Raw genomic sequence first — 24,075 nt, 5'->3', positions numbered from 1 at the left:
GATAACCGGTATTGTTCTCAAAAAAAACTGACAAGAAACAGGTGAGGAAACGATGAGAGGCTGGAAGCCTGCGCCGCATGTGCTTTTGCTCTTGCCTGCATTCGTCATACTGGCGGCTGTCGTCATCGTGCCGTTGCTTCTGTCGCTTTACTCCAGTTTCACGCCCTTCCGGCTGACGCGCCCGGATTCGATCTACACCTTTATCGGCTTTCGAAACTATGAAAGGCTTCTGTCGGATTGGGATTTCTGGGTCGCCTTTGGCCGCACGGTTCTACTCCTGACATTCGCGCTCAATCTTGAGATGGTGTTTGGCCTCGTCCTGGCCCTGCTTGTGGAAAAGGCGACCAGAGGCCAGCGCATTCTGCGCACCATCATGATGTTTCCAATGATGTTTTCGCCGATCCTCGTCGGTTTCCAGTTCAAGTTCATGTTCAATGACAACATCGGCGTGGTGAACAACGCGCTTCAGTCGCTGGGCCTGACGGATCAGGCGATACCGTGGCTGATCGACGGGCGGTTGGCCTTTATCTCTATCCTGACGGCAGAAATCTGGTCCTCGACCGCCGTGTTCGCGATTTTCATTCTGGCGGGTCTGATGGCCATGCCGCGCGAACCGCTTGAGGCGGCGAAGGTCGACGGCTGCACGCCATGGCAAAGCTTCCGCTACGTCACCTGGCCCTTTGTCATGCCGTTCGCCTATATCGCCATGACGATTCGGTCCCTGGACATTGCCCGCGCCTACGACATCGTCAAGATAATGACCGACGGCGGCCCGGCAGGGCGCACGGAGATCCTCTGGACGCTGATTGCCCGCACCGCCTATTCGGATGCTCGGATGGGGCTTGCCAACGCGATGAGCTATATCGCCATCCTGCTGTCGATCCTGTTCACTGTGATCTTCTTCAGGCAGCTCGCCAAGGCGCGCCAGCAGATCGGAGCGGAGTGGTAGAATGGACGAAAACGCCGCACACCGCGTCAAACGAACCGTTCTGAAGGTTGGTCATCTCATCGGCCTGTTCTTCGCCATGGCCATCATCTGTCTTCCGGGTCTGTGGATCGTGCTGTCATCCCTGCGCCCGACGGTTGAGATCATGGCAAAGCCGCCGGTCTGGATTCCGCGGAATGTCTCGCTCGACGCCTATGTCGCCATGTTCTCGGGCGTCGGACAGGGCGGCATTCCGGTGCTCGACTATTTCCGCAATTCGCTGATCATTTCCGTGACCTCGACGGTTATCGCTCTTTGCATCGGTATGGCTGGCGGCTACGCCTTCGCGCGCTACCGTTTCCGCGGCAAGACGTCGATCTTCCTCGGTTTCATGCTGACGCGCACGGTGCCGGGCATTGCGCTTTCGCTGCCGCTGTTCTTCGTCTATGCCCGCCTTGGCATTATCGACACGCATTTCGGCCTGATCCTGGCCTACGTGGCGCTCAACGTGCCGTTCACGGTCTGGCTTATCGACGGGTTCTTCCGGCAGGTGCCGCGCGATCTTGCAGAAGCGGCGCAGATCGACGGCTGCACCCGCTGGCAGGCCTTCTGGAGGGTCGAGTTTCCGCTGGCGCGGCCGGGCATCGCATCGGCCGGGATTTTCGCGTTCCTGATCTCCTGGAACGAATTCGCCCTGGCGTCGCAACTGACCCGTTCCACCAATTCCAAGACGCTTCCGGTCGGTTTGCTGGACTACACGGCCGAGTTCACCATCGACTGGCGCGGCATGTGCGCGCTCGCGGTCGTGATGATCATTCCGGCGCTGACGCTTACTTTCATTGTTCAGAAACACCTCGTATCCGGACTGACGTCCGGGGCGGTCAAGGGATAGTCATGGCTACTGTTTCGCTCAACAACCTGGTCAAGAAATACGGAAACCTCGAGGTCGTGCACTCGATCAATCTCGATGTCGCCGACCGGGAATTCATCGCCCTTGTCGGACCTTCGGGATGCGGAAAGTCGACGTCTCTGCGCATGATCGCGGGGCTTGAGGATATTACCGGTGGCGAAATCAGGATCGGGGATCGCGTGGTCAATGACCTGCCGCCGCGCCAGCGCAACATTTCCATGGTGTTTCAGTCCTACGCGCTCTATCCGCACATGTCGGTCGCGGAGAATATGGGTTTCTCGCTCAAGATCGCCGGGCGCCCGAAGTCCGAGATCGATGCGGCCGTGGCGGAAGCAGCGCGCACCCTCAGCCTCGAGGAGCTTCTGGAACGACGCCCGTCGCAGCTGTCCGGCGGTCAACGTCAGCGCGTCGCCATGGGGCGGGCCATCGTGCGCAAGCCCGACGTGTTCCTTTTCGACGAGCCGCTGTCCAATCTCGACGCCAAACTGCGCATGCAGATGCGCACCGAAATCAAGAAATTGCACGCGCAGGTCCAGTCCACGGTGATCTATGTGACGCATGACCAGGTCGAGGCGATGACGCTTTCCGACCGCATCGTCATCATGCGCGACGGACATATCGAGCAGGTGGACACGCCGGAAGAGGTGTTCCAGCGGCCGGCCACCCGTTTTGTCGCAGGCTTTATCGGCTCGCCGAGCATGAATTTGCGTGACGCCGGGATCGCAGACGGGAAGATGGTCTTCGCCAATGGCGATGCGCTGCCGATCCCGCCGCAGTTTCGCGACAAGGTGTCGGCCGGGGACAAAGTCGTCTTCGGCATTCGGCCGGACGACGTTTTTCCGGCGGGCCACGGCATCCACTCGGGCGAAGCAACCGATGTGCACACGATCGACGTGCCGGTATCGATTACAGAGCCGCTGGGCAACGAGACCCTCGTTTTCGCGGAATTTGCAGGCGATGACTGGATCGCGCGCATGCTCAATCCGAAAACGCTTCATCCGGGGGACTGGGTGGACCTGAGCTTTGACTTGAGCCAGGCGCATCTGTTTTCTGCGGACACGGAGAAAACGTTAAGGAGTTGATTGAATGGCGAAGATCGAAAGAATCGAATTGCGGATGGTCAACCTTGTTCCCAAGGTCAAACGCACGGACGCTATCCAGAGTTTCGACAGTCAGGAAACTCCGATCGTCACGATTACCGATTCTGATGGGGCAACGGGAACCGGCTACAGCTACACGATCGGAACAGGCGGCTCCTCTGTCATGCGGCTTCTCGGCGATCATCTCGCCCCGCGGTTGATCGGGCGCGACGCCGAGAGGATCGAGGCCATCTGGCATGATCTCGAATTCGCCACGCACGCAACGACCATCGGCCCGATTACGTCGATCGCGCTCGCCGCCGTGGATACGGCGCTGTGGGATCTCCGGGCGCGCAAGCAAGGTCTGCCCCTGTGGAAGCTCGCGGGCGGAGCAAAGGATCGATGCCCGCTCTATACGACCGAGGGCGGCTGGCTGCATATCGAGAAGCAGGCGCTTGTCGACGACGCTCTGGAAGCGCAGTCGAAGGGCTTCAAAGGCTCGAAGGTCAAGATCGGCAGGCCGCATGGCTCGGAAGATCATGAGCGTCTCTCTGCGGTTCGCGCCGCCGTGGGAGATGGTTACGAGATCATGACCGATTGCAATCAGGGTTTCACCGTCGATGAGGTCATCCGCCGAGCCGATCGGTTGCGTGATTTGGATCTCGCCTGGCTCGAGGAACCGATCGCCGCCGACGATATCGACGGCCATGTCCGTCTGTCAAACTCCACGTCGACGCCGATCGCTGTTGGCGAATCGCTCTATTCCATCCGCCATTTCCGGGAATACATGCAGCGGGGCGCCTGCTCGATTGTTCAGGTGGATGTCGGTCGCATTGGCGGCGTCACGCCCTGGCTGAAGGTGGCGCATGCGGCGGAAGCCTTCGACATTCCCGTGTGCCCGCATTTCCTCATGGAACTGCATGTGAGCCTCGCCTGCGCCGTTCAGAACGGCAAATATGTCGAATACATCCCTCAGCTCGATACGCTGACGTCGCGCGGGATGAAAATAGAGGATGGCCACGCCATTGCCCCGTCGGAGCCGGGAATTGGCATAGACTGGGACTGGGACGCGGTCGTGGGACAGAGCATTTCGGAATTCACTACCACCATCACCGAGGGAGGGCTTTCCTGATGCAGAGGATGGGAATGGTCATCGGCCTGGATCCGGAAAAGGTTGACGAGTACAAGCGCCTGCATGCGGCCGTCTGGCAGGACGTGCTCGCCATGATCTCGAAGTGCAATATCCGCAACTATTCCATCTTCCTGAAGGAGCCGGAGAATCTGCTCTTCGGGTACTGGGAATATCATGGCGGGGATTTCGAGGCCGACGCCGCGAAGATGGCGGCCGATCCCACGACGCAGGAATGGTGGGACGTGTGCATGCCATGTCAGAAGCCATTCGAAACCCGCAAGGAGGGCGAATGGTGGGCGATGATGGACGAGGTCTTCCATCATGACTGATCGCTTCGATCCGGCCGCGCTCAGTCAGTCCTGGCCGATGCCCTCCGAGCCCCGGCCCATTGTGACATTCGGAGCCGGGTCGATTGTCGGCGACGCGCATTTTCCCGCCTACCGGAAAGCGGGTTTTCCTGTCGCCGGTCTCTACGATCCGGATCAGGATAAAGCGGAAAAGCTGGCAGGCGAATGGGGTGTGCCCGCCTTCGCATCGATCGAGGATGCCGTTGGAGCGCCTGGCGCCATTTTTGATCTCGCGACGCCGCCGAAGGCGCATGCCGACGTTCTGAAGAAATTGCCGGACGGAGCGGCGGTGTTAATCCAGAAACCCATGGGCGGCGATCTGGAAGACGCCACGGAAATCCTGCAGATCTGCCGCGACAAGAATCTGAAGGCGGTGGTCAATTTCCAGCTCCGCTTCGCGCCGGTGATGCTCGCTCTGAAGGATGCGATCGACAAAGGATGGCTCGGGGAGTTGGTGGACTTCGACGCCTGGCTGGCGCTCGCGACGCCCTGGCAGCTCTGGCCGTTTTTGAAAGGCCTGCCCCGGATCGAAATCGCCATGCATTCGATCCATTATCTTGATCTGATCCGCCAGGTCCTCGGAGATCCCGACGGGATCCATGCAAAGACGATCGGCCACCCGAACCACCACGTCGCGCAGACGCGCACCAGCGCGATCCTCGACTACGGCGACAGCGTCCGCTGCTCGCTGTCGATCAACCACGACCACGATCTCGGCCGCAGGCATCAGGCTTGCGAATTCCGGATCTGCGGCACGGAAGGGGCGGCCTTTCTGCAGCTTGGCGTCAATCTGGATTATCCACGCGGAGAACCTGACATCCTGGAGATCCGCCCGAAAGGCGGCAAGGAATGGATCGCCGTTCCGCTTCAGGGATCCTGGTTCCCGGACGCCTTTGTCGGACGCATGGCGAACCTGCAGCGTTTCGCCGCCGGCGAGGACAAAGAACTCGTGAGCTCCGTCGAGGACGCCTGGAACACCATGGCGCTGGTCGAGGCCGCCTACACATCGTCGGCGGCGCCCGCCACGCCGCTTGAGAAGAGACCGTAAAGATGGAACAGACGATCTATTTCGAAGAATATGAAATCGGCCATGAGCGCATGACCTATGGCCGCACGATCACGGAGACGGACTTTGTGGTCCATGCCGGACATACAGGCGATTTCTTTCCGCATCACATGGACGTCGAGTTCATGAAGACGCAGCCTTTCGGACAGCGCATCGCGCACGGCACGATGGTGTTCGCGATCGGCGTGGGATTGACGGCGAGCGTCATAAATCCGGTCGCCTTTTCCTATGGTTACGACCGCTTGCGATTCGTGAAGCCGGTCTTTATTGGCGACACCATCCGCAGCAGGGTCACCATCGTCTCGAAGGAGGATGATCCGAAGCGGGCCGAGATGGGCCGGGTGGTGGAACGCACCGAGGTGCTCAATCAGCGCGACGAAGTGGTTCTCGTCGCCGATCACATTCATATCGTAGAACGCAAGAACAAGCCCGCGTAAGGCTGCATGGAGACAAGATGACAAACTGGATCAATGGCAAGACGGCGCTGGTCACGGCTGCGGGTCAGGGAATCGGTCGGGCGACCGCGCTGGCCTTCGCCGCCGCTGGCGCACGGGTGTTCGCAACGGATATCAACGAGGCGACACTGGCCGAAATTGAAGGCGAAAGCGGCGTCGAGACGCGCAAGCTGGATGTGCTGAGCGATGACGACGTCAAGGCCGTCGTCGGCGAAATCGGCCATGTTGACGTGCTCTTCAACGGCGCCGGCTTCGTGCATGGCGGATCCATCCTGGAGATGAAGGACGAGGATTTCGATTTTGCTGTCGATCTCAACGTCCGCTCCATGATTCGCACGATTCGGGCCGTGCTTCCCTCGATGCTGGAACACGACGGTGGGGCGATCATCAACATGTCGTCGGTCGCCAGTTCCATCAAGGGCGTGCCGAACCGCTTTGCCTACGGCACCACCAAGGCGGCCGTCGTCGGGCTGACGAAGGCGGTGGCGGCGGACTATGTGGCGCAGAACATCCGCTGTAACGCGATCTGTCCGGGCACCGTCGAAAGCCCGTCGCTGCAGGAACGGATGCGGGCGCAGGGCGACTATGAAAAGGCCCGTGCGGCGTTTATCGCGCGCCAGCCGATGGGTCGCCTCGGCGAAGCGGAAGAGATCGCTGATCTCGCCGTCTACCTCGCCAACGCCACTTACACGAGCGGTCAGGCCTGCGCCATTGACGGCGGCTGGACGATCTGAAGCTGAGGATGATTGAACAGTGACCGAAATCACCGGACTCAAGACTTTCGATCTTCGGTTTCCGACGTCTCAGCATCTCGACGGATCGGACGCCATGAATCCCGATCCCGACTATTCCGCTGCCTATGTCATCCTTGAAACGGATCGCGCCGACCTTGCCGGCCATGGTCTGACGTTCACGATCGGGCGAGGCAACGAGATCTGCTGTGCGGCGATCGAAGCGATGCGTCACCTCGTCGTGGAGCTTGATCTCGACTGGATACTGGAAAATCCCGGCAGGTTCTGGCGGCATGTCACGTCGGACAGCCAGTTGCGCTGGATCGGACCGGACAAGGGCGCCATCCACCTTGCCACCGGCGCAGTCGTCAACGCGGTGTGGGACCTGCTCGCCAAACAGGCCGGCAAGCCCGTCTGGCGGCTGGTCGCGGAAATGAGTCCGGAGGAGATCGTTGATATTGTCGACTTCCGTTACCTGACCGATGCGATCACACGGGACGAAGCGCTTGAGATTTTGCGCAAGGCGGAGCCGGGTAAGCAGGAACGCATCGCCGACCTCGAGGCTCACGGCTATCCCAGCTACACGACGTCGGCCGGCTGGCTCGGCTATCCCGACGACAAATTGCGCCGGCTTTGCCGTGAGGCCGTCGCCGCAGGCTACACCCATGTCAAGCTGAAGGTCGGACGCGATCTGGAAGATGACATCCGCCGTCTGACGATCGCGCGCGAAGAACTTGGACCGGACCGTTTCCTGATGATCGACGCCAACCAGGTTTGGGATGTCGACCAGGCGATTGACTGGGTCGGCAAACTCGCTTTCGCCAAACCCTATTTCATCGAGGAGCCGACGAGCCCGGACGATATCGCCGGTCACAGGCGTATTCGCGAGGCGGTGGCGCCGGTCAAGGTCGCGACCGGCGAGATGTGCCAGAACCGCATCATCTTCAAACAGCTGATCGCCGGCGGCGCCATCGACATCGTGCAGATCGACGCCTGCCGGATAGGCGGGCTCAACGAAGTGCTCGGCGTGCTCCTGATGGCGGCGAAATACGGGCTCCCGGTGTGGCCGCACGCCGGCGGCGTCGGACTGTGCGAATATGTCCAGCACCTGTCGATGATCGACTATGTCGCGGTCTCCGGCGCGAAAGAGGGCAGGGTGATCGAGTTCGTCGACCATCTGCATGAGCATTTCATCGACCCGTGCGTTATTCGTAATGCGGCCTACATGCCGCCTGTCCTTCCCGGCTTCTCGATCGAAATGAAACCGGAATCCATTGACAGCCACGTCTTTCACGGCGACACAACTGCCGCAGCCTGACAACAACAAGGATAGTCTGATGAAACTGCTACGCGTCGGCGATGCCGGCAAGGAAAAGCCCGCCATTCTGGATTCCGAGGGCAAGGCCCGCGACCTCTCCTCGATCGTCGACGACATCGCCGGCGAGGCGCTTCTGCCGGAGACGCTGGAGAAAATCGCCGCGGTTGACATCAACACTCTGCCGGTACTGGCGGATGGCCGTATTGGACCATGCGTCGGCCATGTCGGCAAATTCATCTGCATCGGTCTGAACTACTCCGACCATGCCGCCGAAACCGGAGCGACGGTGCCGCCGGAACCGATCATCTTCATGAAGGCGACAAGCGCGATTTGCGGTCCGAATGACGATGTGCTCATCCCGCGCAATTCGGTGAAGACGGACTGGGAAGTCGAGCTCGGCGTGATCATCGGCAAGGGCGGCGTCTATATCGACGAGGCGGACGCCTTCGACCATGTCGCCGGCTATTGCGTGATCAACGATGTCTCGGAACGGGAATTCCAGATCGAGCGTCACGGCACCTGGGACAAGGGCAAGGGCTGCGATACATTCGGTCCGATCGGCCCGTGGATGGTCACGCGCGACGAGGTGGCCGATCCGCAGAACATGAAGCTGTGGCTGGAAGTCGACGGGCATCGCTATCAGGACGGCACGACCGAAACGATGGTCTACGGCGTTCAGTTTCTCGTCAGCTATATCAGCCGTTTCATGAGCCTTCAGCCGGGCGACATCATTTCGACCGGAACGCCGCCTGGCGTCGGAATGGGACAGAACCCCCCGACCTTCCTGAAAGGCGGAGAGGTCATGTCTCTCGGCGTCGAGGGACTGGGTGCGCAGCGGCAGAAAGTCGTTACGGCCTGAGTTTATGAATTCCTGAACGAATACGGCCCCGCTCTGGGGCCGTATCTATTTGATAAGACTAATCTTTCTGCGTCACGAGGCGGGTGTCGAGGTAGGACTCCGTCGCCTCCGATCCGCCTTCCGTGCCGTATCCGGAATCCTGAATTCCTCCGAACGGCAGTTCGGGCAGCGCAATACCGAGATGGTTGATGCTCAACATGCCCGACTGGACCTCGCTGCGCAGTGACTGCATGGTCGCCGAACTGCCGGTGAAGGCATAGGCCGCCAGACCGTAGGGCAGGCGATTGGCTTCGGCGATCGCGCTTTCAGGCGAATCGAAGCGATTGATGAAGGCGATGGGGCCGAACGGCTCCTCGTTCATGCCGCGCGCTTCGATCGGCACATCCGTGATGACCGTCGGTTCGAAGAAGTAGCCCTTGTTGCCAATGCGCCGACCGCCGGTCTTGAGCTTGCTGCCGCGATCGACGGCGTCCTGGATCAGCTCTTCCATCATCGGAATGCGCCGCTCGTTTGCGAGCGGGCCCATTTCGACGCCTTCGTCGGCGCCGTTGCCGACCTTCAGAGCCTTCGATGCTTCGACGAAGCCGTCGACGAACCGGTCGGCGACTGCGTCCTGAACGAGGAAGCGGGTCGGCGACACGCAGACCTGTCCGGCGTTGCGGTATTTGTGCGCCGACATGAGCGATATCGCGCTGTCGATATCAGCGTCGTCGAAGACGAGCACCGGCGCATGACCGCCCAGCTCCATGGTGACGCGCTTCATGTGCAGACCGGCGAGCGACGCAAGCTGCTTTCCGACGGCGGTCGATCCGGTGAAGGAAATCTTGCGGATGACCGGATGCGGAATGAGATATTCGGAGATTTCTGCGGGCGTGCCGTAGACCAGGTTGACGACGCCTTCGGGAATACCGGCGTCGATGAAGCACTGGATCAGCGCCGCGGGCGAAGCCGGCGTTTCTTCAGGCCCCTTGACGATGATGGAACACCCGGTGGCGAGCGCGGCGGAGAGCTTGCGCACCACCTGATTGATCGGGAAGTTCCACGGAGAGAAGGCCGCGACCGGGCCGACCGGAACCTTGATCGTCATCTGGGTGACCCTGGGCATGCGCGCCGGGATGACCTGACCATAGGTGCGGCGCGCTTCTTCGGCGAACCAGTCGATCGTGTCGGCGCCGCCGAGCACTTCCGCCTTCGCCTGGGCAAGAGGCTTGCCCTGTTCCGCGGTCATGACTGCTGCGATGGCGTCGGCGCGTTCGCGAAGCAGGCTTGCCGCCTTGCGCATCAGCTGGGATCGCTGGAAGGCGCCGGCAGCGCTCCAGATCTTGAACCCTTCGGAAACGGCTTCGAGCGCTAGATCGAGATCCTCGACGCCGGCGTGGGCGACGGTTCCGATCGTCTCTTCGGTAGCAGGATCGATAACGGGGATGGATCGGCCGGAAATGGCGTCACGCCATTCTCCGCCGATAAACAGCTGTGTGTCAGGATATTTGGTCATGGATCGTTGAGAACCATATTCGCGCGCTCGCGGCAACAGATTTGTTCGCCGGATTCGCACATTGACGGATAATTGTTTTCGATCCTGCGCGCAGACGACGCTGGGGGCCGAAATATGAAACTTGTCATTGAATCTGGCTTTGTTTCGGGAATTTGCTTTTTCATCTCGTTTTACGCCATCAAGGTCGGTTCACGGCGCTCTGGGTTTGTTTCGGGAATCCGGGTTTTCCACGGTTCCCGCTTGAACCGGATCTGGCTTTGTTTCGGGAATTTGCTCTTTCGTCTCGTTTTACGCCATCAAGGTCGGTTCACGGCGATCTGGGTTTGTTTCGGGAATCCGGGTTTTCCGCGGTTCACGCTTGAACCGGATCTGGCTTTGTTTCGGGAATTTGCTTTTTCGTCTCGTTTCCCGCCATCAGACTCGGCTTAAGGCGCTCTGGGTTTGTTTCGGGAATTTGCCGTTTCGAAAGTTCTGCCCTGCAAGGGTGGGGCTGAAATTAACCGGGGACGGCCAATTCACTCTTTCCCGAACGTTGCAGGAATGCATTTATACAACAAAATGCGCGAGAATGCATCAACGGCGTTCCTTTTTTGTTCTCGCGCGTCGACTGATCCAGAAGGAGACGCACTGATGTGGGACGAGCGCTATAACCGACCGGACTATGTATTCGGAACCGAACCGAATGCGTTCCTCGCTTCGCAGGCTGAATTGCTGTCGCCGGGGCAATCCGTGCTGGCGGTCGCTGATGGCGAGGGACGCAACAGTGTCTGGCTTGCCTCCCAGGGTCTCGATGTCACGGCATTCGACGCCTCGTCTGTCGGGCTCGACAAGGCGTGGCGACTGGCGGCCGATCAGGGCGTCACTGTGGATTATAAACTCGCTTCGATCGAAGACTGGGACTGGGCGCCGGACCGTTTCGACATCGTGGCGGCGATCTTCATTCAGTTTGCGCCGCCAGACCTGCGCGCCCGGATTTTCGACGGGATCAAGCAAACGGTCAAACCCGGCGGCCTTGTCTTGATGCAGGGATACAGGCCCGAACAGGTCGACTACGGCACCGGCGGACCGCCGCAACGGGACCATATGTACACGCGCGACCTTCTCGAAAACGCTTTCGATGATTTCGAGATCATGTCTCTGGAAGCCCATGACAGCGAAATCAACGAAGGCCCCGGTCACGACGGCGTATCGGCGCTGATCGATATGGTGGCGAGAAAACCGGCCGGCTGATCAGCCATATCAAGCTGACATCAAATCCTCAGGCCCTTGCGGCGCATCATGATCCTGCGCAGGTTCTTCCAACGCAGTTCGGGCAGGTCCTCGGGGTTGAAGCCCGATCGATCGTCCCGCCTGGACAGGAGCAGGTCGCGCTCGGCGTCTGAAAGAAGCGGAAGGACATTCTGCTCCCAAAGGATCAGATCGCGGAGCGAACAGCCTGAGCGGTCCAGCTTGCCGCCGAGCTCCTTCAACCTGTCAACGAGCTCGGGATAATGTCTCGCAGCGGAAGGCCTTGCCGGCGGGGAAGCGATGTTCAGCGCTGGCGGAAGGGCTTCCGCCAGTTGATGTGAGTGTCTGCTCATGAACCTGTACCTCGGGAACGGCCCTATCGAAGCAGCCATAGCATTGTGCCGATGATCGTCAGCAGAATAAGGAAAGCCAGCAACACGGTTGCCCAGCTCCGCTCATTTCGATCTGCGTAAAGGCTTTCCGCAGGCCGGAACGAGCCGCCTGCTTCGCCCGGCCGCGGTGACTGGCCGGGCGTGCTGACGGCGTTGCGGTGGAAATCAGGCATGACGAACGCAGTGGCGCGCAAACGAGCGCCCGGCTTCCGTCTGGCCTTCGATTCCGGCGCGTTTCGCCGGCCGGTCATCGTTTCGTTTTCTCGTGTGACATACATGACGTGTCACTCCTGTTTGTTTGTCGCAACCCAGTCTTTGGAGTATAAACACGTATGGCCCGGTGACAGTTCCCGGGCCGACCCGTCCGCGTTCGGAAACTCCGACCTGCCATGTTCTTTCACGACAGGAGCGATCGGCATTCGGTCGATCTCGGCAATGGCACAGGAAACAGCAAATCCCGACGACGATTTCGAAACACATGAGAAGACCTATTACAGCGTCCTTCATCTCGTGAAGTGGATCATGATCAATCTGGCTCTCATCCTTGCGGCTCTCGCCTTCGCATTTGTTCTGCATTCAGCCTTTCTTGGAGGCTCTTTTCTGATTCTGGCTCTGGTGGCGCTGGTTTACGGCGTTGCATCGATTGGCAGAACAGCCCGCGAGTCCGTCGGACTTTACGAGGCGCATCATCACCAACTCCCCTGAGCGGGGCCGAATGTGCGCTTGACATCTCATCCTCACGCTGTGAAATTTTAGTGTAACTAAAATTTTGAGAGAAGGGATAATGATGCCGCGCGCCTGGCTTTTGCACGATTACAAGGGGTATGAGAGCCTGTCCCTGGAGGACGTCGCGCTGGAGGAACCGGGTGAGGGCGAAATTCGCCTCGCTGTCGAGGCCTTCGCGCTCAACTGGGGCGACATGGACCTGATGTGGGACCGCTATTCCTTCAGTTTTCCCGAATTTCCGGCGCGCGTGGGCATCGAGGCGGCGGGCATCGTGGACGCGATCGGTCCGGGCGTCGAAGGCGTCAAGCTTGGCGAGCGCATGGGGACGCTGCCTTATTTCTACGGCAATCGCGGCGCCAGCACGGAATCCCTGGTCATCGACCAGCGCTTCGTCGCCAAGGCGCCGGAAGGTCTGAGCGCGGTGGAAAGCGCCTCCATCTGGATGCAATACATGACGGCGTTTTTCCCGCTCGGTGAGGTCTCCAGGGTTGGTCCGGGCAGCCATGTGCTCGTGACGGCCGCCACCAGCACGGCAGGCGCCGCCGCACTGCAGATCGGCAAGATTCTGGGCGCGAACATGATCGGCACGACGCGTTTCGAACGCAATACGGACTATCTCAAGGAGATGGGCGCCAACCATGTCATCGTCACCGGCGAGGAAACTGAAATCGCCGCCGCGATCGACCACATGACGGACAGTCACGGCGTGGACGCCGTCTTTGATCCGGTTGGCGCAAGCCTCATTCACCGCTACAGCCCGGCGCTGGCGCGGGATTCCCGGATCTTCTTCTACGGCACGCTCGACGAACAGTTTCCGAGCTTGCCGATCATCGACATGTTCCAGAAGAACGCTGTGTTCCATCCCTATTCGCTGTTCAACTACGTTGAAAATCCGGAGACCTGCCGGCGGGGCATGGATTTCGTCTATGAGATGATCGGTTCCGGCCGCCTCGCGCCCAGCATCGACCGGGTCTACCCGATGGAGGAATACAAGGAAGCCTTCGATTATCTGAGCAAACCGCGCGAAAAGCACGGAAAGGTCGTCGTCACGACCGGGATTTGACGATCAACGGCCCGACGCCGCGAATGCCGACATGGCCTTTTGCTCTCGCAGGCTCACCGGCCAGAGCGAGGTTCGGCAGCTTGCGGGCGAGGGCGGCAAGCGCTTCCTCCAGTTCCGCGCGGGCCAGCGCCTCGCCAAGGCAGCGATGCGCGCCCATGCCGAAACTCACGCTCCAGCGCGGATGATCCTCGCGCCTGATGTCGAATCGCTGCGGATCGGCGAATATCCTTTCATCGCGTTGCGCCGACAGCATCGACAGTTGCATGAGCGCTCCGGGCTTGAACGCGACGCCGCCGATGTCCAGTGGTTCGAGGACGACGCGGGCGATCGATCCCACGGAGGGTTCGTAGCGCAGGCCCTCGCGAACCGCGCCGGGAACAAGGTCGGGATCGCGGCACAGGTCTTCCCACTGGTTGCGGTGGGTCAAAAGAAGAGAGACGAGCATCGTGAAGGCGAAGCGGGTCGTGTCGCTACCGCCGATGATCAGGCTGACCACCTGGATCACCGTCTCTTTCGGATCGAGCCCGTCCTCGCCCGACACCCGCTCGAGATAGTGGGAGAGAAAGTCGTCGCGGGGCGCCCGGCGTCGCTCTTCCAGCAGATTTTCCACGTAGTCGCAGAGATCGCGCGCAGCTGTTTCGATGCCAGGGAAATCCTCCATGCGAAACCCGCCCAGGCCGCGCGACATGGTGTAGACCATTTCGGCAAAGCGCGGCGCGTCCTCTTCCGGCGCACCGAGGATTTCGGCAATGATCCGCGACGGCAGAGGCGACGCGATCCGCGTCAGGACATCGAATTCGTCGTCTTTCGCAGCTTCGTCGATCATGCCTTCGACCAGTTCTCGAACGCGCGGGCGCCATAGCTCCATCAGCTTTGAAGCAAAAGTGCGCGAAAGCGGCGCCCGGCGGCGGGCATGGTCCGGCGGATTGGAGAGCAGCAGGCTGTGTGAAAAGAAATCGTGGAGCGCGCCGGAACTGACGCCGCGAAACGTCAAGGCTTCGGTTTCGAGTTGACGCGTGCGGGGATCGGTCATCATGGCGACGACGTCATCGTGGCGGATGGCGCTCGCAACGCCGTCTCCAAAGTCGATCACTGCGGTTTGCGGCCGGTATAGAGCGTAACCCCGATGCGGATCGGGGCGGAAGTTGTCGAGATCGACCAGAAGAGGTTTGTGGATTGAGGCTTCGACATTCGTCATTGTTATGAGCGCCTTTCCATACTTTGACTAAGGCTGGTTTGGCTTGAATTGAATTCAGTTCAATAATAGCATAGCGTGAAAGTCAATGGAAAGTTGCGTGAAAATTGTGTCATGAATCGTTCGAATGGCAGCCATAAACAGATCCTGGAAGCAGCCAGCGCGGCCTTTGTCGAAGGCAACGGTCATTTCGAAATGGCTGACGTTGCGCGACGCGCAGGGACCTCGGTCGGTCTCGCCTATCACTATTTCGGATCGAAAACCGGACTGGTCTCGGCGCTGGTCTCCGATTTCTACGACCGTTTCGACGCGATCGTCATGGCGCGGATGGAGAGCGACGCGCCGTGGCGCGAACGCGAGTTGAGACGCTTCTCGATCGCCGTGCAGTTTCTATTCACCGATCCGCTGGCTCCGATGATTATCGGCCGTCTGGCCAGTGGCGGCGAGGCGGCGGCGGTCGAAACCGATCGACGCAACCGGATCATCGCAGCCGGCGCGCGCAATATCGCCAATGCCCAGAAGCAGGGTGAGATCCATCCGGATATCGATCCGGAGATCGCATCGGCCGTCATCAATGGCGGATTGCGGCATGCGGCCTATATGGCCTTGACGCTTGCCGAACGGCCGGACGCCGACGAGTTCGCGCGGCGCGCCTGGTTTCCGATCGCCCGGGGTCTGTGTCTCTAGGGAGTTGGTACGAGACGCGGCGTGATCTCGCCAAGGAAATTGAGATTGCCCTTGTCGACGCCCATGATTGTGACGCTTTTGACCGGAATGCGGCTGCCTTGCGGGTAGGAAATCAGGCCGGTGACGCCCTGATAGTCTTCGATCCCTCCGAGACCGTTCAAAAGGCCTTCCCGCGTCGCATCGCCGGCGCCTTCGATCGCCGCCTTGACGAGGCCGATCGCGTCATAGGCGAGGGCTGCGAAAGCGGTCGGCTTTTCTCCGGGATAGGCCGCCTCATAGGCGCTGACGAAAGCGCGCACCTGTTCATTCTTGTTGCTTTCGCCGAGATAGGCGTGGGTGGTGTAGACGATTTCTCCGATATCGGGATTCTCCGCCCAGACTTCCGGCGCGTCGTAGCCGTCGCCGCCGACGATCAGGCCTTCATACCCGTGCTCGCGCAGCTTCTTGATGATCACCAGGGCGTTTTCGGCCGATTCCGTGCTGAGAAACACCACGTCGGACGTATGAGGAAGCTGGATCTTGCCGGTCCTGTCGGATGGATCGACCGCATGGACAGCCCTGACCACGCCGCCGTACATTTCGAAGCTCGCGCGGAAATAGCCCTGCAGGAGGCGCGGATAGAGCTTGTCGGTCTCGACGTAGACCGTGACGTAGCGCGCTTTTTGCTCCTCATAGACCCATTGCGCCGCCGCGGCCGCCTGAACGTTGTCGCCAAAACAGGCAAGATAGAGATATGTCGGGACTTCCGATGGCAATTGCGGCGAGGTTGCTCCGCTTGTGATGAACGTCATTTTGGCGTCCACGATATCCGGGGCGGCGGCCAGGACGCTGCCGGAATCGACAAAGCCTACGACGCCGACAAGATCAGGATTGTCGGATACGAGCGTGTGACTGGCGGCGTGGATGTCGCTCAAAACACTGTTTGTCGGCGCGTCTTTTTGCAGGAGTTTCCGGCCCAGGACGCCGCCATTGTCGTTAATCTCGGCAATTGCGAGCTTCGCGCCCTTGTCGGAAGGGGCGCCCAACGGAGCGATCATGCCCGTGGTGTTGAACATCGTGCCAATCTCGATGGCTTTTTCCGCATCTTGCGCCGCAGCCGCAACTGTCGATCCGCACGCAATGACAAGTGCGGCCAGAATGCCGGTCAATCGAACTGCAACCATGTTGTGTTGTCCTCCGAGTTGCGCCAATCCACAAAAGGTTGAGACTTCCGTAGCGAATACGGCTTTTGCGGGCAAGGTCAGGCCACCGTTTTTGCGTCAATCCAGACATCGGCGATGTTGGCGCGTGACGCCGTGTTGATGATCTTCTGGAGTATGTGGTCGCCGGAATCGAGTTCGTCCCAGAGACGGATCGTCCCGTCAGCGGCGTTCGTGTCGATGGCGATGGCGTCGAAGCGATAGCCGGGCGCAAACAGGCCGACCGGTAGATCGAGGGCGACGCCGCCACCGGCAGTGGCGAGGTAGAAAGCGTCGCGGAAGTCGATCCTGGCATTGCCGCCGGCGCCGCGCTGTTCGGCCGGCAGCGCCGGATCGACGCCGCTTTCAAGCATGCGCGAAGCCATGACAGCAGCGCGACAGTTTTCAAAGAGCGAGGCGCTTGGGCCACCGGAAATATCGGTGCCCAATCCGACATGCAGGCCTTTTTCGAGCGCCGCGCGAAGCGGAAAGACGGCGTTTGCAAAATAGGCGTTGGAGAGCGGGCAGTGGGCGACGGCGGCCTGCCGAACCTTGACCGTCTCCATGTCTTCTCGGGTGAGGAAGTTGGAATGCGCGAGCACGCTGCGGCGGCCAAGAAGGCCGAAGCGGTCGAGGCTCGCCGTATCCGTCACGCCGTGCCGGGCAAGCACGTAGCCATGTTCCCAGTCGCTCTCCGAACAATGCGTCTGGACGTGGCAGCCGCAGTCTTTCGCGATCGCGCCCAGCCCTTCCAGCGCCTCGTCGGTGCAGGAGGGTATGAAGCGCGGCGTGACGACCGGCTGCACCCGGCCGTCTCCGTTGTCCGGATGCGCGCGGACATAGTCGATGAAGGCGCGTGTCTGGGACAGAGCCGCATCGGTAGACGCGTCGCGGTAGTAGTCCGGGCACTGGTCGGGATTGTCCATGACCACCTTGCCGATAAGGGCGCGCTGGCCCTTTTCCAGGCAGATGTCGGCGAGCAGACGCGTCGCCTCGTCATGGATGGTGGCGAAATAGAGCGCGGTCGTCGTTCCGTTGGCGATGAGGTCGTCGACAAGGACGGAATAGGCCCGTTTCGCGAAGGCAGCGTCCTGGTAACGCGCCTCAAGCGGGAAGGTGTAGCGCTCCAGCCAGACTTCCAGCGGCACGTCCAGCGCATTTCCGAGCTGCGGATATTGCGGCGCATGGATGTGCAGGTCGACCATGCCGGGCAGAAGCCAGGAGCCGGACGGCAGTGTCGAAAGCCGCTGTTTCGAACGGGCCTTTTCGTAAGCTGCATCGTAGCCCACGTCGCCTTTTTTCATGACCGAGACGATGGTTCCGGCGTCGTCGATGGCGATCAGGGCGTCCTCGAGCACTTCCACGACGCCCGGTTCCGGCGCGTGGAATCCCGAAGCCAGCAGAGTCCTGTCCTGGAGGTTCACGGGTCAGGCGGCCTGAAGGGTCGTTCCGTAGGTGATTCCCTTTTCCTTCAGCCAGCGGCGATAGGCGATCGAGGTGGCGTCGGCGCGGGTCGGAATTTCAGCGCGCGGTTCCAAAGGCAGCAGGATTGGCCGCTGGTTCTCCAGAATGATGCGATCCTGAAGGAAGATGAGCTGCTGGAAGTGAACCAGCGAGGCGAGCGTCGACTCGTCGTCGATGAGGTACATGACCGGATGCGCCCGGCAGAAATCCTCTTCCACCGGCTGCACGAACAGGCAGATCACGTCCCAGCGATTGGCGGCGTTCGGGCAGGTCTTGTAGAGCAGCGTCGTGAACGGCGTCATGACCCGGTAGATATATTGCGTCATGATGCCTTCCTTGGCCGAAAGCGCCGCCTGCGGCTGGAAGAACTGGCAATTCGTCGCCCATACCTCGTCGACGTCGCGGCGAATCTCGGCATTGTAGTGGGTGACTTCCGTATGCGGCTCGGATCCCAGAATGTCGGTGTGCACGAAGGGGAAATGCGCGAGATCAAGGAAATTCTCGACAATTCTCAGACCTGATGCTTTCACGGACACCGCGCCACAAGGGACGTAACGACGGTCCGGCTCGTCGGTTTCGGGAACCGGAAAGATATCGCGTTCAGGCGCGCCGAGCGTCGTCCAGATGAAGCCGAAACGCCGTTCGATGGCCAGCGGCTCTTCGCGGCCGGCGGCCTTGACGACAACCTCGCCATCCTTGCTGCGGGTCACCTGAAGGTCGACGCCAAGCAGCCGGTTGGTGGACGCGCCGTAGGGGATATCCGCTTCGGTGTCGATCACGTACCACTGATCGAGAGCCGCTTTTTCCGCAATCGTGCTCATGCCAGTTCTCCTTAGTGACTGTAGATCCTGTCCATGACGTCTTCGTGCTTTTCAAGCCATGCCGGGATGTCGACATCCCGGAATTCGCCCTGGGTGATTATTTCACGGCCATTGATGAAAGAATAGTCGACTTTGAAAGGCCCGCACATGACGAGGGCCGCCAGCGGATCGCGTTTTGTGCCCGACAGGCCGAGCTGGCGCAGTTTCACCGCAATGAAATCCGCGCTCATGCCCGGCGCCAGATAGCCGATATCGTCGCGGCCAAGAATAGCCGCGCTGCCGCGCGTCGCCATGGTCAGCGCCTCGCGGGCGGACAACGCGCTGGGCGTGCCGCCGAAGCCGCCGCGCCCGCCCGGTTTTTCGGAGAGATATTTGTTGGGGGCGACGCGCTGCAGCATCATGGCGAGCCGCGCCTCCATGAACATGTTCGACGTGTCGTTGGACGCCGATCCGTCCACGCCCAGGCCGACATTGACGCCCTTGTCGAGCATTTCGCGGATCTTGGCGATCCCCTGTCCGCATCGCATGTTCGCCGAGGGGCAATGGGCGACGCCGGTGCCGGTTTCGGCGAACAGGTCGATTTCCTCGCCGGTCATGAAGATAGAGTGGGCGAACCAGACATCCGGACCGAGCCAGTTGACGGATTCTGCGAACCCGACCGAGCGCATGCCGTAGACGTCGTGGCAGTAATCTTCCTCGAACAGGTCCTCTGCGAGATGCGAGTGGAGACGTACGCCCGGATGGCGTCTTGCAAGCGCCGCCGCGTCCTTCATCAGGTCTGGCGTTACGGAAAAAGGCGAACAGGGCGCGAGAATGATCCGGCTCATCGAGTGCCGGCTGTTGTCGTGGTATTCACCAATCAGCCGTTCCGCGTCCTTCAGGATATCGTCTTCCTTTTCGACGCAGCGGTCAGGCGGCAGGCCGCCCTGGCTCTCGCCGCGCGACATGGCGCCGCGGGCGGCGTGAAAGCGCATGCCGATTTCGCGGGCCGCGTCGATAGTGGAATCGAGCGTGCAGTTGTTGGGCAGAATATAAAGATGGTCGGAGGTGGTCGTGCAACCCGACGCGATCAGCTCGGCCATGGCGACGCGGGCCGAAACGCCCATCGCCTCGTCATCAAGGTGGCTCCAGATCGGATAGAGCGTCTTCAGCCAGACCAGCAGTTCATCGTCCTGCACCATGACGCGGGTGAGGTTCTGGTACATGTGGTGATGGATGTTCACCATGCCGGGCATGACAATGTGGCCGGAAAGATCGAGCACTTCGTCGGCCTGGCTGTCGCCGAGTTCGGCTGTCGCGCCGACCGCTTCGATGACATTGTCGCGGATCAGGATCGCGCCGTCCGTAATTTCCGTCCCCGCGTCGTCGAAGGTTGCGAGATGGCTGATGTTCCTGAAGAGCCTGGTCGTCATGGTCAGCGCATGTCGCGGTAGTAGGGAACGGCGAGCGCCGCGGGGGCCGCCAGCACGCGGCGCATCCTGTGCCAGGCCAGAACCGGCACGATGATGAAGGCCATGGTGCCGAGATAGGGCAGCATGGAAAGGATCGCCGAGGCGACCGGCCAGCCACGGGCCTGGCCGACAAAGCCAAGCGCCGTGATGAGCCCGAAGAGCAGGCCGGAAAGAGCTGCTGCGACCGGACGGTAGCCGGCGAAGATCACCAGCGCCACAGCAATCCAGCCGCGACCGGCGACCACGCCGTCCGACCAGGAGGGGACGAAGGCGAGCGTGAGATAGGCGCCGGCGCCGGCGGCGAGCGCGGCGCCGGCGGTGACATAGGTGAAGCGGATCAGGATTACCGGGATGCCTGCGGCGTCGGCTGCAGCCGGATTTTCGCCGACGGCGCGCAGATTGAGGCCGTGGCGCGTGTAGAACATCAGGTAGGACAGGCCGATCGGCAGGATGATGTAGATCAGGTAGACGAGGATGTTCTGCGAGAACAGCGCCCGGCCGAGGATCGGAATCTGGTCGAGAAGCGGGATCGAGACGCCCTCGAAGCTCGCGCGGGCCGGCATGCCCGAATAGTTGCGGCCGATCGTCGAGGCGAGGCCGGTGCCCATGAGGGTCAGCGCCAGGCCGCACAGCACCTGGTTGGCGCGCACGATGACAGTTGCGAATGCGAAGATCGCGCCGAAGACAGCGCCGACGAGAAGGGCCGCGAGAAAGCCGAAGATGGGAACAGGCGTCGCGGCGACGGTCGCGATGCCGGTAACGGCGCCCATGGCCATAAGCCCCTCAACGCCGAGATTGACGACGCCGACGCGCTCGGCGAGCACTTCGCCGAGCGCCGCCAGGGCCAGAACGCCGCCTGCGAGAAAGGCCGTGGTGAGCAGTCCGGTCAAGAGATCCATGGTCGCGCTCCTAGGTCTTTTCCCGCGTGATGCGATAATGCGAGAGTTCGTCGCCGATCGCCGTCAGGAACAGGATCAGCCCGGTCATGGCCAGCACCGCGGAGGTCGTCAGCCCCTGTGTCTGAAGAATGATCCCGGAATTGAGAATGAAGGCCATCAATGCGGCGGAGAAGATCACGCCGATGCTGGAGCCGCGCGCCAGAACCGCGACCATGATGCCGAGATAGCCGAAATTGTTGGAGATGCCGCCCTGCAGCCGGTGAACCGTGCCGGCGATCTCCAGCATGCCGGCAAGCCCGGCAATGCCGCCAGACAAGAGCATGACGGTGATGAGATGCCGGCGAACCGGAATGCCCGCATATTTGGCGGCCGACGGATTGGAGCCGGAGAGGCGCACCTCGTAGCCCCACCTGGAGAAGGTAAAGACGGCGGCCGTGGCGATGACGACGAGGACCGCGACCGGCAGGCCCCAGTGAACTATGCCCCAGAATTCCGGAACTTCGGCCGAGAGCCGCGGCGTCGCCGAATTGGCGAGGCCCACGCGGTCGCGCCAGGGGCCGGTCGAAACGTAGTAGACGAGAAGCGCCGCCACGAAATTGAGCAGCAGCGTGGTGATGAGTTCGTTGACGTTGGCGTAGGCGCGGGCGAGCGTAGGCACAAGGATCCACAGCATGCCGCCGACGACGCCGGCGACAAACATCAGCACGAGAATCAGCGCCGGCGGACCGGGCACGAACAGGCCGACGGCCGTCGCCGAAAAGGCGCCGAGATAGAACTGGCCCTCTGCGCCGATATTCCAGGTGCCGATCTGCTGGGCGACGGTGACGGCGAGGCCGGTCAGTATCAGCGGGATGAAGAGGAGGGCGAGATCCTCCAGTCCGAAGGATGATCCGAACGACGAATCGATCACTTCGCCGGCAAGCTCGATCGGATTGGCGCCCGCGATGGCGAGAATGATGCCGGTGAAGACCAGCGCGGCGATGACGGCTGCTGCGCGCGCGCCGAAGGCGACGCCGGGATGGGCGGACGGGAGCCTCTGGAAACGCCAGTTACCGAACATGTCAGGCGACCTCCCGGGTTTTCTCGGACTGGGTTCTGCCGCCCATGAGAAGGCCGATCTCGTCGATGTCGATGTTCTGATTTTCCAGTTCGCCCATGATCCGGCCCTCATAGAGGACGGCGATGCGATCGGAGAGGTTGAGCAATTCTTCCAGTTCCTCCGAGATGAGTACGATGCCGGCGCCGGCGTCGCGCAGTTCGACGATGTAGCGCAGCATGGTGTTGATCGCGCCGACGTCGAGACCGCGGCTCGGATAGGCGGCCACCAGCACCTTGTTGGCGATCCGCATTTCGCGGCGGGCGACGAGGCGCTGCTGGTTGCCGCCGGAAAGATTTCGGATCGGCATGCCGTAGTCGGGGATCATGACGTCCGCCGCCTCGGCGATCTCCTTCGACAGGGCTGTGGCGGCGCCGGGATTGTAGACGCCGGCATTGGTGATGGGCGGCTTCATATATTCGCGCATGACAGCGTTGATCGTGATGCTGAGCGCCGGCGCGAGACCGCTGTGAAGCCGGTCTTCCGGGATATGGCCGATGCCGCCCGCCGCATAAGCTGCGGCGTTGCGTCCGCTCATGGGCTTGCCGTCGACGACGATCTGGCCGGAGGCAGCGGGCCGCACGCCGGTCAGCACCTGGCTGAGCTCGCGCTGGCCGTTGCCCGCGACGCCGGCGACGCCGACGATTTCACCGGCGTGGACGGCCAGATTGATATCGTGCAGGGCCGGGGAACCGTCGTCGCCCCTGGCCGTCACGTTTTTCAGGCTCAAAACCGGCTCTTTCGAAACCGGCGCCGCGCCTTGCGGCCGGGCGCGCATGTCGTCGAGAACGATGTCGCGCCCCACCATCAGTTTTGCGAGCATGCGCGGGTCGCAGTCGGACGCCTTTTCGGTGGCGATCTTCCTGCCGCCGCGCAGGATTGTGATCCTGTCGGAAATTTCGAGGACTTCATCAAGCTTGTGGCTGATGAAGAAGACGGCGTTGCCTTCGGCGACGAAGTTCCGCAGCGCGCTGAAGAGCTCGCGCGCTTCCGCGGGCGTCAACACCGCAGTCGGTTCGTCGAGAATGAGAACGCGCGCCTGGCGCGCCAGAACCCTGAGGATCTCGACGCGCTGCTGTTCGCCGGTGGACAGATCGCTGATGCGCGCGCCCGGGCGCACCTGCAGATTGAAGCGTTTGGCGAGATCCGCCGTGCGCCGTTCGAGTTTTGCGGCGGACGCCCTGCGCGGGGTCTCGTCCCAGCCGAGATGGATGTTTTCCGCGACAGTGAAGGCCTGCACCAGCTTGAAGTGCTGGTGAACCATGCCGATCCCGGCGGCGATGGCCTGTTGCGGCGACGCGAATTCGCGCTTGTAGCCGTCGATGATGATCTCGCCGGCGTCGGCCTGGTAAATGCCGGTGAGGATGTTCATGAGCGTTGATTTGCCGGCGCCGTTTTCGCCGAGCAGGGCGTGGATTTCACCCGGATAGACTTCGAGGTCGACGTCCTGATTGGCGATGACGCCCGGAAAATATTTTGCAATCCCCTTCAGCTGAACGATCGGCGGCGTGCCGGCGGGCGGGGTGAAATGTGGGGCTGCTTCATTCATTCAATGTGAC

At 61.2% G+C, this 24,075-nt stretch carries 25 protein-coding genes; 14 read left to right on the top strand and 11 right to left on the bottom strand.

Annotation, left to right across the window (positions count from 1 at the left end; translation table 11 throughout):
* Nucleotides 1–52 precede the first annotated feature (52 nt).
* The 10 genes from K1W69_RS17055 to K1W69_RS17010 are packed head-to-tail and all read left to right on the top strand — an operon-like array spanning nt 53 to nt 8,822.
* The gene (locus K1W69_RS17055) at nt 53–949 is read left to right on the top strand and encodes a carbohydrate ABC transporter permease (protein ID WP_220229630.1); all 897 of its coding nucleotides are present in this window, start codon (nt 53–55) and stop codon (nt 947–949) included.
* A gap of 1 nt (nt 950) precedes the next feature.
* Complete coding sequence (locus tag K1W69_RS17050) at nt 951–1,817, top strand: carbohydrate ABC transporter permease (RefSeq protein WP_220229629.1); 867 nt, start codon at nt 951–953, stop codon at nt 1,815–1,817.
* A gap of 2 nt (nt 1,818–1,819) precedes the next feature.
* Nucleotides 1,820–2,917 carry an ABC transporter ATP-binding protein gene (locus K1W69_RS17045; RefSeq protein WP_220229628.1) on the top strand — a complete coding sequence of 366 codons (1,098 nt, stop codon included), beginning with the start codon at nt 1,820–1,822 and terminating at the stop codon, nt 2,915–2,917.
* Between the two features lie 4 nt (nt 2,918–2,921).
* Nucleotides 2,922–4,046, top strand: coding sequence for a mandelate racemase/muconate lactonizing enzyme family protein (locus K1W69_RS17040; protein WP_220229627.1), 1,125 nt, complete (start codon nt 2,922–2,924; stop codon nt 4,044–4,046).
* Entirely contained in the window at nt 4,046–4,375 is a 330-nt protein-coding gene (locus K1W69_RS17035) for an L-rhamnose mutarotase (protein WP_220229626.1), read from the top strand. The genes K1W69_RS17040 and K1W69_RS17035 overlap by 1 nt, the downstream gene beginning before the upstream one ends.
* The gene (locus K1W69_RS17030; protein WP_220229625.1) at nt 4,368–5,441 is read left to right on the top strand and encodes a Gfo/Idh/MocA family protein; all 1,074 of its coding nucleotides are present in this window, start codon (nt 4,368–4,370) and stop codon (nt 5,439–5,441) included. Before K1W69_RS17035 ends, K1W69_RS17030 begins: the two co-directional genes overlap by 8 nt.
* Before the next feature lie 2 nt (nt 5,442–5,443).
* Nucleotides 5,444–5,896: a MaoC/PaaZ C-terminal domain-containing protein gene (locus K1W69_RS17025; RefSeq protein WP_220229624.1), complete on the top strand. Its 453-nt coding sequence runs from the start codon at nt 5,444–5,446 to the stop codon at nt 5,894–5,896.
* A 17-nt stretch (nt 5,897–5,913) separates the two neighbouring features.
* The gene (locus tag K1W69_RS17020; RefSeq protein WP_220229623.1) at nt 5,914–6,648 is read left to right on the top strand and encodes an SDR family oxidoreductase; all 735 of its coding nucleotides are present in this window, start codon (nt 5,914–5,916) and stop codon (nt 6,646–6,648) included.
* Between the two features lie 19 nt (nt 6,649–6,667).
* The gene (locus K1W69_RS17015) at nt 6,668–7,963 is read left to right on the top strand and encodes an L-fuconate dehydratase (RefSeq protein WP_220229622.1); all 1,296 of its coding nucleotides are present in this window, start codon (nt 6,668–6,670) and stop codon (nt 7,961–7,963) included.
* Between the two features lie 19 nt (nt 7,964–7,982).
* Nucleotides 7,983–8,822: a fumarylacetoacetate hydrolase family protein gene (locus tag K1W69_RS17010; protein ID WP_220229621.1), complete on the top strand. Its 840-nt coding sequence runs from the start codon at nt 7,983–7,985 to the stop codon at nt 8,820–8,822.
* A gap of 58 nt (nt 8,823–8,880) precedes the next feature.
* On the opposite strand, the gene K1W69_RS17005 is transcribed toward K1W69_RS17010, so the two are convergent.
* Nucleotides 8,881–10,317, bottom strand: coding sequence for an NAD-dependent succinate-semialdehyde dehydrogenase (locus K1W69_RS17005; protein WP_220229620.1), 1,437 nt, complete (start codon nt 10,315–10,317; stop codon nt 8,881–8,883).
* 630 nt (nt 10,318–10,947) lie between these two features.
* Between K1W69_RS17005 and K1W69_RS17000 the strand changes: the two genes are divergently transcribed.
* Nucleotides 10,948–11,547 (top strand): SAM-dependent methyltransferase, encoded by a 600-nt coding sequence (locus K1W69_RS17000; RefSeq protein ID WP_220229619.1) that lies wholly within the window; start codon nt 10,948–10,950, stop codon nt 11,545–11,547.
* 20 nt (nt 11,548–11,567) lie between these two features.
* Here K1W69_RS17000 and K1W69_RS16995 read toward each other — a convergent pair whose 3' ends face one another.
* Both K1W69_RS16995 and K1W69_RS16990 read right to left on the bottom strand, forming a co-directional pair.
* A complete protein-coding gene (locus K1W69_RS16995) occupies nt 11,568–11,897 on the bottom strand; it encodes a hypothetical protein (RefSeq protein ID WP_220229618.1) in 330 nt (109 codons plus the stop codon).
* A gap of 23 nt (nt 11,898–11,920) precedes the next feature.
* Nucleotides 11,921–12,214, bottom strand: a complete 294-nt coding sequence (locus K1W69_RS16990; RefSeq protein ID WP_220229617.1) for a hypothetical protein — start codon at nt 12,212–12,214, stop codon at nt 11,921–11,923.
* Between the two features lie 157 nt (nt 12,215–12,371).
* Here K1W69_RS16990 and K1W69_RS16985 point away from each other — a divergent pair, with 157 nt between their 5' ends.
* Nucleotides 12,372–12,641 (top strand): aa3-type cytochrome c oxidase subunit IV, encoded by a 270-nt coding sequence (locus tag K1W69_RS16985; RefSeq protein WP_220229616.1) that lies wholly within the window; start codon nt 12,372–12,374, stop codon nt 12,639–12,641.
* A gap of 79 nt (nt 12,642–12,720) precedes the next feature.
* The gene (locus K1W69_RS16980) at nt 12,721–13,725 is read left to right on the top strand and encodes a zinc-binding dehydrogenase (RefSeq protein WP_220229615.1); all 1,005 of its coding nucleotides are present in this window, start codon (nt 12,721–12,723) and stop codon (nt 13,723–13,725) included.
* Here the strand turns inward: K1W69_RS16980 and K1W69_RS16975 are convergent.
* Nucleotides 13,709–14,923: a cytochrome P450 gene (locus tag K1W69_RS16975; RefSeq protein WP_220229614.1), complete on the bottom strand. Its 1,215-nt coding sequence runs from the start codon at nt 14,921–14,923 to the stop codon at nt 13,709–13,711. The genes K1W69_RS16980 and K1W69_RS16975 overlap by 17 nt on opposite strands.
* 111 nt (nt 14,924–15,034) lie before the next feature.
* Here K1W69_RS16975 and K1W69_RS16970 point away from each other — a divergent pair, with 111 nt between their 5' ends.
* Nucleotides 15,035–15,607, top strand: a complete 573-nt coding sequence (locus K1W69_RS16970) for a TetR/AcrR family transcriptional regulator (protein ID WP_220229613.1) — start codon at nt 15,035–15,037, stop codon at nt 15,605–15,607.
* Here K1W69_RS16970 and K1W69_RS16965 read toward each other — a convergent pair.
* From K1W69_RS16965 to K1W69_RS16935, 7 genes are all read right to left on the bottom strand, one after another.
* The gene (locus K1W69_RS16965; RefSeq protein ID WP_220229612.1) at nt 15,604–16,770 is read right to left on the bottom strand and encodes an ABC transporter substrate-binding protein; all 1,167 of its coding nucleotides are present in this window, start codon (nt 16,768–16,770) and stop codon (nt 15,604–15,606) included. The genes K1W69_RS16970 and K1W69_RS16965 overlap by 4 nt on opposite strands.
* Before the next feature lie 77 nt (nt 16,771–16,847).
* A complete protein-coding gene (gene guaD / locus K1W69_RS16960) occupies nt 16,848–18,209 on the bottom strand; it encodes a guanine deaminase (protein ID WP_220229611.1) in 1,362 nt (453 codons plus the stop codon).
* Between the two features lie 3 nt (nt 18,210–18,212).
* Nucleotides 18,213–19,070: an aromatic ring-hydroxylating oxygenase subunit alpha gene (locus K1W69_RS16955; RefSeq protein ID WP_220229610.1), complete on the bottom strand. Its 858-nt coding sequence runs from the start codon at nt 19,068–19,070 to the stop codon at nt 18,213–18,215.
* A gap of 11 nt (nt 19,071–19,081) precedes the next feature.
* Nucleotides 19,082–20,482, bottom strand: a complete 1,401-nt coding sequence (locus tag K1W69_RS16950) for an 8-oxoguanine deaminase (RefSeq protein WP_220229609.1) — start codon at nt 20,480–20,482, stop codon at nt 19,082–19,084.
* A gap of 2 nt (nt 20,483–20,484) precedes the next feature.
* Nucleotides 20,485–21,420, bottom strand: coding sequence for an ABC transporter permease (locus tag K1W69_RS16945; RefSeq protein ID WP_220229608.1), 936 nt, complete (start codon nt 21,418–21,420; stop codon nt 20,485–20,487).
* 10 nt (nt 21,421–21,430) lie between these two features.
* Nucleotides 21,431–22,480, bottom strand: a complete 1,050-nt coding sequence (locus tag K1W69_RS16940) for an ABC transporter permease (RefSeq protein ID WP_220229607.1) — start codon at nt 22,478–22,480, stop codon at nt 21,431–21,433.
* Nucleotide 22,481: 1 nt separating this feature from the next.
* A complete protein-coding gene (locus K1W69_RS16935) occupies nt 22,482–24,065 on the bottom strand; it encodes an ABC transporter ATP-binding protein (RefSeq protein ID WP_220229606.1) in 1,584 nt (527 codons plus the stop codon).
* Nucleotides 24,066–24,075 lie beyond the last annotated feature (10 nt).

It is taken from the genome of Flavimaribacter sediminis, assembly GCF_019492055.1.
Taxonomy (GTDB): domain Bacteria; phylum Pseudomonadota; class Alphaproteobacteria; order Rhizobiales; family Rhizobiaceae; genus Flavimaribacter; species Flavimaribacter sediminis.
Note: the sequence above shows the minus strand (reverse complement) of the source record. Positions and strands in the feature narration are given on the sequence as shown.

Bases quoted from the DNA above. Each gene is read 5' to 3' on its own strand.
- K1W69_RS17055 (WP_220229630.1), top strand. From the start codon at position 53: ATGAGAGGCTGGAAGCCTGCGCCGCATGTGCTTTTGCTCTTGCCTGCA.
- K1W69_RS17050 (WP_220229629.1), top strand. From the start codon at position 951: ATGGACGAAAACGCCGCACACCGCGTCAAACGAACCGTTCTGAAGGTT.
- K1W69_RS17045 (WP_220229628.1), top strand. From the start codon at position 1,820: ATGGCTACTGTTTCGCTCAACAACCTGGTCAAGAAATACGGAAACCTC.
- K1W69_RS17040 (WP_220229627.1), top strand. From the start codon at position 2,922: ATGGCGAAGATCGAAAGAATCGAATTGCGGATGGTCAACCTTGTTCCC.
- K1W69_RS17035 (WP_220229626.1), top strand. From the start codon at position 4,046: ATGCAGAGGATGGGAATGGTCATCGGCCTGGATCCGGAAAAGGTTGAC.
- K1W69_RS17030 (WP_220229625.1), top strand. From the start codon at position 4,368: ATGACTGATCGCTTCGATCCGGCCGCGCTCAGTCAGTCCTGGCCGATG.
- K1W69_RS17025 (WP_220229624.1), top strand. From the start codon at position 5,444: ATGGAACAGACGATCTATTTCGAAGAATATGAAATCGGCCATGAGCGC.
- K1W69_RS17020 (WP_220229623.1), top strand. From the start codon at position 5,914: ATGACAAACTGGATCAATGGCAAGACGGCGCTGGTCACGGCTGCGGGT.
- K1W69_RS17010 (WP_220229621.1), top strand. From the start codon at position 7,983: ATGAAACTGCTACGCGTCGGCGATGCCGGCAAGGAAAAGCCCGCCATT.
- K1W69_RS17005 (WP_220229620.1), bottom strand. From the start codon at position 10,317: ATGACCAAATATCCTGACACACAGCTGTTTATCGGCGGAGAATGGCGT.
- K1W69_RS17000 (WP_220229619.1), top strand. From the start codon at position 10,948: ATGTGGGACGAGCGCTATAACCGACCGGACTATGTATTCGGAACCGAA.
- K1W69_RS16995 (WP_220229618.1), bottom strand. From the start codon at position 11,897: ATGAGCAGACACTCACATCAACTGGCGGAAGCCCTTCCGCCAGCGCTG.
- K1W69_RS16990 (WP_220229617.1), bottom strand. From the start codon at position 12,214: ATGTATGTCACACGAGAAAACGAAACGATGACCGGCCGGCGAAACGCG.
- K1W69_RS16985 (WP_220229616.1), top strand. From the start codon at position 12,372: ATGGCACAGGAAACAGCAAATCCCGACGACGATTTCGAAACACATGAG.
- K1W69_RS16980 (WP_220229615.1), top strand. From the start codon at position 12,721: ATGATGCCGCGCGCCTGGCTTTTGCACGATTACAAGGGGTATGAGAGC.
- K1W69_RS16975 (WP_220229614.1), bottom strand. From the start codon at position 14,923: ATGACGAATGTCGAAGCCTCAATCCACAAACCTCTTCTGGTCGATCTC.
- K1W69_RS16970 (WP_220229613.1), top strand. From the start codon at position 15,035: ATGAATCGTTCGAATGGCAGCCATAAACAGATCCTGGAAGCAGCCAGC.
- K1W69_RS16965 (WP_220229612.1), bottom strand. From the start codon at position 16,770: ATGGTTGCAGTTCGATTGACCGGCATTCTGGCCGCACTTGTCATTGCG.
- K1W69_RS16955 (WP_220229610.1), bottom strand. From the start codon at position 19,070: ATGAGCACGATTGCGGAAAAAGCGGCTCTCGATCAGTGGTACGTGATC.
- K1W69_RS16950 (WP_220229609.1), bottom strand. From the start codon at position 20,482: ATGACGACCAGGCTCTTCAGGAACATCAGCCATCTCGCAACCTTCGAC.
- K1W69_RS16945 (WP_220229608.1), bottom strand. From the start codon at position 21,420: ATGGATCTCTTGACCGGACTGCTCACCACGGCCTTTCTCGCAGGCGGC.
- K1W69_RS16940 (WP_220229607.1), bottom strand. From the start codon at position 22,480: ATGTTCGGTAACTGGCGTTTCCAGAGGCTCCCGTCCGCCCATCCCGGC.
- K1W69_RS16935 (WP_220229606.1), bottom strand. From the start codon at position 24,065: ATGAATGAAGCAGCCCCACATTTCACCCCGCCCGCCGGCACGCCGCCG.